This window comes from Blautia glucerasea (genome assembly GCF_020537505.1).
Classification (GTDB): domain Bacteria; phylum Bacillota; class Clostridia; order Lachnospirales; family Lachnospiraceae; genus Blautia_A.
Genome location: NZ_JAJBMO010000047.1, coordinates 1 through 6,528 on the forward strand (window position 1 = coordinate 1; position 6,528 = coordinate 6,528).

The following is a 6,528-nucleotide window of genomic DNA, read 5'->3' on the forward strand; positions in this document are numbered from 1 at the left end:
GCAAAGAAAGCTGGAACCGTAACCATTACCGTGAAGGCTGGAAATGTTACAAAGACCTGTGTTGTAACCGTAAAGAAATAATGGGCATTTGCAGGAATAGTAAAAGTGAATGATTCCAGTGAAAAAGGAATGGAAAAATGCTATTATAAAGCAAAAGTAAAACAGAAACAATAAAAGCATAACGAAAGCTCCGAAAATCTTATTAACATCATGAATTTAAATGATGATAAGATTTTCGGAGTTTTTCAATATGTTTCTAAACCTAGCTTTTTCTTGTAACAGCATGGAATTCATGATAACATAGAAATAATAAAGACTAAGTATAGCAACGAGAAAGGAGTGGCAGAGATGAAGAAACTGAATATTCCTGTTGGTGTTTCTGATTTTGAAGAAATTCGAAAAAATGGCTATTACTATATTGATAAATCGGGACTAATTGAAGAACTTCTTAATAGAACAGGAATAAAGGTGACACTGATTACTCGTCCACGTCGATTTGGGAAAACATTAGGCATGAGTATGCTGGAAAACTTTTTTGATATCCGTAAGGATAGCAGAAATTTGTTTGAAGGACTAAGAATTGCAGAACACCAAACATTGTGTGCAGAGTGGATGAATCAGTATCCTACAGCCTTTATCTCGTTTCGGCAGGTGGATGGTCTGGATTTCACCGGGGCTTACGATATGCTGACAATGGTGATTGCAGATTTGTATAATAAACATCTGTATTTGCTTGATGGAAAAAATGTTACAGAATTCCAAAAGACAGCATTTATTAATCTTGCACATGGAAGTGGTTCTGTGAAAGAGGTCAAGAGCAGCCTTATGCTTTTGACTGGGATGATGCAGCAATATTATGGGAAACCTGCAATTCTCCTTATAGATGAGTATGATGTTCCATTGGCAAAAGCGAACAAAAATGGTTACTATAAGGAAATGCTTGATGTTATGAAAAGTTTGATGCAGGCGTTGAAAGATAATCAGGCGCTTCGGTTTGCTGTTATCACAGGCTGTCTGAAGATTGCGAAAGAGAGCATTTTTACAGGAACCAACAATTTTGTATCAGATACGATCTTGTATTCTCGTTTGAATGAGTACTTTGGCTTTGTGCAAAATGAGGTTGATCAATTACTGAAGGATGCGGATTTAGTTGAGCAGACAGAGAATATTAAGAAATGGTATGACGGTTACCATTTTGGCGATTTTGACGTTTATTGTCCCTGGGATGTGATGAATTACCTGGTGGAGTTACAGCGCAATCCAAAGGCAAAGCCCATCAGTTATTGGAAAAATACTAGCGATAATGCAATCATTCGTTCTTTCATTGATTATGCAGGAAGTAATATTACAAAAAAATTAGAAACTTTAATGTCGGGAGGATGCATTGTCCAACGCGTGGATGAAAATCTGACTTATGATTATCTGCATTCTTCTGAAGATAATCTTTGGAGTCTGCTATATCTGACAGGATATCTGACTAAGGCACGTGAAACAGATTTTAGAGGGGAACTTCCTGATGGAATGGTTGCACTTATGATTCCAAATGCAGAGATTAAGGAGATTTTTGAGACAACTGTAACCAAATGGTTTGATGACAGTGCAAGAAAGTGGAATCGAAATTGTCTGTTTGCAGCAGTTTGGAACGGTGACAGTGAGCAAATTACAAAGGAAATGAACGCTTTACTGCGACGCACTATTAGTTACCATGATTATAGGGAAGATTTTTATCATGCATTTCTTGCTGGTATTTTTACAGGTGCTGGATATATGGTGGATTCCAATAAAGAACATGGTGAAGGAAGAAGCGATGTGGTAGTTTACGATTCTATCAATGGACGTGTAGCGATTTTTGAAGCAAAATATACAAAAGCTCTAGAAAACCTGGAACATGAGTGTGATGTGGCTTTACAGCAAATTGACGATCAGATGTATGCAAAGGAATATGAAGATGATTATGATCAGATCCTTTGCTATGGAATTTCATTCTTTAAAAAGCGTTGTATGGTAAAGAAAAAATAATTATATAAAAAAGAAGATATGGCTTCGAAAACCTTATGAATATTAAGATTCTAAATGATCATAGGATTTTCGAAGCTTTTTGTGTCTGAATTGGTGAAAATATACAAAAATAAACTGCTAATTTTGGCTTAGGGGGGTGTGTTGAATGAAAAATGATAATAATATAAAATAATAGTCAGATACAGCTTCGAAATGAGCTGTAAATGTATTCATAGGAGGAAAAAAATATGAAGAGGAAAAAACTGGCATTGGTATTATCCCTTATGATGCTTGCCACATCTGTTCCTGCTGGCGTACTGACGGCCAGTGCGGAAGAAATGCAGGAGGAATTTGTTGCTTCAGAAGACACAGCAGCAGAGGATACTTTTGCAGAAGAAGGAGAAACAGATTACAGCACCACCGAAGAGGCGGAAGCTGGAAACAGTGAGATGTCAGATGGTTTTGTTTCTGTGGAAAATGCAGAGGAAGGCAAGGAACAGGTCTGGACAGATGAAGCAGAAGAAACAGCAGAAATCGCAGAAACAGATCCTGTAGAAGCGGAGAACCAGGCGTCCTCAGATCTTACAGTTGAAGAAAATAAAATTATGTACATATCAGAGGGCACCTTTGCAGAATTAAAGGTTGATGCAAGCTGCGGGGATGCGTATAAGCCTTTATCTTATCAGTGGTATATAGAAGATTTCGGTGGAGAAGATATGATGGAAGGAGAAACAGAATCTGTATTAAAGTTAAATTACTATTCTGATTATCCTATTCCATATAGATGTGAGATAACAGACGCAGTTGGAAATTGCAAGAAAGTACGTGTGTATGTCTGCCCGGAAAAGTATAAAGCGGTATTTGCACCGGACTTTGCCTATGCGAAAAATTTTGTGCTGGGAAAAGAAAACCAGATTTATGCAAATGAATCCATGGGAGGCTATTTCAAATTTGTTCCAGACCAGACTGGTAACTGGAAGCTCTCCATTCCGACTCAGTTAGACAGACCAGAACTTTTGGTATATAATAGTTCAAAAAAAGGGATTAAAGATGCTGATGAATCTGGAAAAGGTTCAGTTTCTCTGGATGTGAAATTACAGAAAGGGGAAACCTATTATATAAAATGCTATAATATGGAAAGCGGTGCAACTACTGTTACATTAAAAGCAGAGTATGAAAATGCCTGTGAGCATAGTTTTGGTGAATACACCGTGACAAAAGCCCCTACAGTCCTGGCTGCAGGTCTTAAGAGCAGAACCTGTAAGCTCTGTGGCAAAACGGAAACAGCCTTGGTAGAGCGATTAAGGACAACTACAAGGGTTGTAGCAGATAAAATCCCGCTTCAGGTGAACAAGAGCATAGAACTCACTAAACTGGTAACAAAACTAGAAAATGGAGAGTACATTAAGACCGCAGAATGCTTAAGCAGCAAGCCAGATGTAGCGGTAATCAGCGGAGGAAAAGTAGTAGCTAAGAAGGTTGGAAGCACTTTGATAACACTCAGCCTTGGAAGCGGTGTAAACGAAGAGATAACAATCAATGTACAGAAAAAAGCAGTCACAGCCACAGCAATCACAATCCCGTCAACCCTGAAGCTTACAGTGGGACAGAAATCCACGCTTGCACCAGTAATCAGCCCGGTTACTTCCACCGGCAAGGTGTCCTACAAATCTTCCAACACCAAAATAGCGTCTGTATCTAAAAACGGCGTAGTAACAGCGAAGAAATCTGGAACAGTAAAGATAACAATTAAAGCCGGCAAGAAAACAAAGACAGTTAAAGTAACAGTAGCCAAGAAAGCTCCAACCGGAATAAAGGGTGTACCTGCTTCCAAGACATTAAAGAAAGGCAAATCTTTTACCATCAAGGCGAAAATCAACCCATCTGGAGCAGAAGCTGCTATCAAATACACTAGCTCCAACAAGAAAATCGCCACAGTAACCAGTAAAGGTAAAGTAACCGCCAAAAAGCCAGGAAAAGTAACGATCACCGTGAAGGCTGGAAAGGTTACAAAGAAGTGTGTGGTAACGGTAAAGAAATAATAGGCATTTTCCAGAATGGTAAAAATAAACAATTCCAGTGAAAATGAACGGAAAAGCAGTATTAAAGCAAAAGTAAAACAGAAACAATAAAAATCATAATTAGCTCTGAAAATCTTATTAACATCATAAATTTAAATGATTATAAGATTTTCGGAGCTTTTTTTCATAATAGTAAAAATGCACAAAATAATCTTAAGTTTTTTGGATTGGGAGACATTGAAATAGAAAAAAAGATGTTATAAAATGATATTCGAATATAGGATGCCGAAAGAGTTTTGATGACAGACTATATAGATTTTTTAGGAGGAAGTTAATATGAAGAAAAGAAAACTGGCGATTGTGTTAGCATTTGCAATGATTGCTGCATCTGTTCCTATAGAGACTGTGGCAGTCAGTGCGGAAGAAATACAGGATGGATTTGTATCCGGAGAGGAATCCGATACTGAGGATGCTTCGACAGAGAATGAAGAAGATACTTACGGTATGGAAGAGGATCAGGATGCAGATAGCGATCCGGCAGAATTGTCAGATGGATTTGTTTTTGAGGATAATATTGAAGAAGCAGCAACAGATGATTTTGTAGATGCACAGGGCTATAATGATGAATTTGGCGGTGATGGATTAGAGATTGGTGATGAGAACGAGTACAACACCACAACTGTTAAAATAGGAGAAAGTGCAGAAATCAGGGCTTTTGCAATTAGTAATCATGGCGAGATCACTTATCAGTGGTGGAAGATAAAAGAAGTTGGAAAAGATATTTCCCCGGTAATGGTGGCTGAAGGAAAGGACTGTAATGTTTATAAAACAGATAAACTGGAAACAGCAACTTATTACGAATGTAAAATATCTGATGGAAATGAAACAAAATCTACCTATTGGATTGTAAATATGGATACTGGATTTATTACCAGTGATACATACAGTGTTACCGTAGAACCGGGAGAATCTGCGGTCCTTAGTCCAGGTGGATATACAGAATTAGGAAAACTTACATATCAATGGTATGATGGAGGTCTGGATGGAAAGAAACACGATTTGATTCCAGGTGCGACGAAAGCGGAATATGCAATTGATGATGTAATTTCAGGATATTATTATTATTGTCTGGTCTCTGATGGATATAATGAGAGTGAGATCATTTGTCGTACTTACGTGGACAGCTATCTTGAAGTTGAAGCAGATGGAAATCGAAAAATATATGTGGAAAAAAATAAAACTGCATTGTTGAAAGTAAAGGCAAGCTCCAAATGCCCGCTGCAGTATCAGTGGTATAGAAAATCAGGAGAGGAAGAGATTGCCATAAGCGGAGCTACCAGTGCTGAATTTCAGATTCCTGCAGTTGCAGATCCTGAAACAATATACATTTGTAAAGTAAGTGAGGAATATAATTCGGAATCCGTTGACTTTACCGTCAGACTTGATACAAAGCTTACTGTTGAGGCTGAAAAAATCATATATGTACCAGAAAGTGAGCCCGTAGAATTAAAAGTCAGCGCGAACTGTGAGGAAGAATATAAACCTCTAAAGTATCAATGGTATATAGAGTTTGATGGGAAAGAAATCATTGAAGGTGCAACAGATCCGGTGCTGAAATACAGATATTATGATGTTCCTGTACCATATAGCTGTACAGTGACAGATGCTATAGGAAACACAAAAAGCGTGTATATTTATACATGCCCGGAAAAATATAAGGCTGAATTTGCACCAGATTTTGAACATGCAAAAGAGTTTATTCCAGGAGAAAAGGATCAGGCCTATGTAGGTATTTCATGGGGATGTTATTTTAAATTTGTGCCGGATCAGACTGGTACCTGGAAATTTAGCACTCCTGCAGGTGTGTCGGATTCTGAAATTATAGTTTATAATAGCAACAAAGATAGAATGAACAGCGTTTATGCGGATAGAAAAGAAGCTGTTTCTCTGGATGTTAAACTGCAAAAAGGCTTAACTTACTATATATGCTGTTATAGTCTTGATGATGAGATAACGTATACATTATCTGCTGAATGTGAAAGTAAATGTAATCATAAATGGGATAAAGTCGTGGTAGACAAACAGCCAACCTGTGCTGCCGCTGGAAGTCAGCATATAGAATGCAGTGTTTGTGGTGAAAAACAGGCTGCAACAGCAATCCCGGCAACTGGAAAGCACAGCTTCGGCGAGTACACTGTAACCAAGGCTCCGACCGTTCTGGCAGCAGGTGTGAAGACCAGAACCTGTAAGGTTTGTGGTAAGACAGAAACAGCAGCCGTAGCGAAGCTGAATGGAACCATAAAAGTGGTATCTGCGAAAGTTCCGCTTCAGCTGAAGAAGAAAGTAGCCCTTGGCAAACTGGTAACCGGATTCACAACAGGTGACTCCATCAATGTAGCAGCCTGCACCAGCAGCAAGCCATCTATCGCAGTAATCAGCGGCGGAAATGTAGTAGCTAAGAAAGCTGGTACTACCGTGATCACTGTGAAGCTTGCCAGCGGTGCATCCG

3 protein-coding genes are annotated in these 6,528 nt (G+C 38.6%); all 3 read left to right on the plus strand.

Annotated elements, in window-relative coordinates; translation table 11 throughout:
• Positions 1-348: 348 nt before the first annotated feature.
• The gene (locus tag LIQ05_RS18855; RefSeq protein ID WP_226822880.1) at positions 349-2,019 is read left to right on the plus strand and encodes an AAA family ATPase; all 1,671 of its coding nucleotides are present in this window, start codon (positions 349-351) and stop codon (positions 2,017-2,019) included.
• Positions 2,020-2,246: 227 nt separating this feature from the next.
• Positions 2,247-4,040, plus strand: a complete 1,794-nt coding sequence (locus LIQ05_RS18860) for an Ig-like domain-containing protein (protein ID WP_226822881.1) — start codon at positions 2,247-2,249, stop codon at positions 4,038-4,040.
• Positions 4,041-4,355: 315 nt separating this feature from the next.
• Positions 4,356-6,528: hypothetical protein (locus tag LIQ05_RS18865; RefSeq protein ID WP_226822882.1), on the plus strand; the 2,173-nt coding region annotated here is incomplete at its 3' end.

Coding starts and splice junctions, on each gene's coding strand:
- LIQ05_RS18855 (WP_226822880.1), top strand. CDS start 349: ATGAAGAAACTGAATATTCCTGTTGGTGTTTCTGATTTTGAAGAAATT.
- LIQ05_RS18860 (WP_226822881.1), top strand. CDS start 2,247: ATGAAGAGGAAAAAACTGGCATTGGTATTATCCCTTATGATGCTTGCC.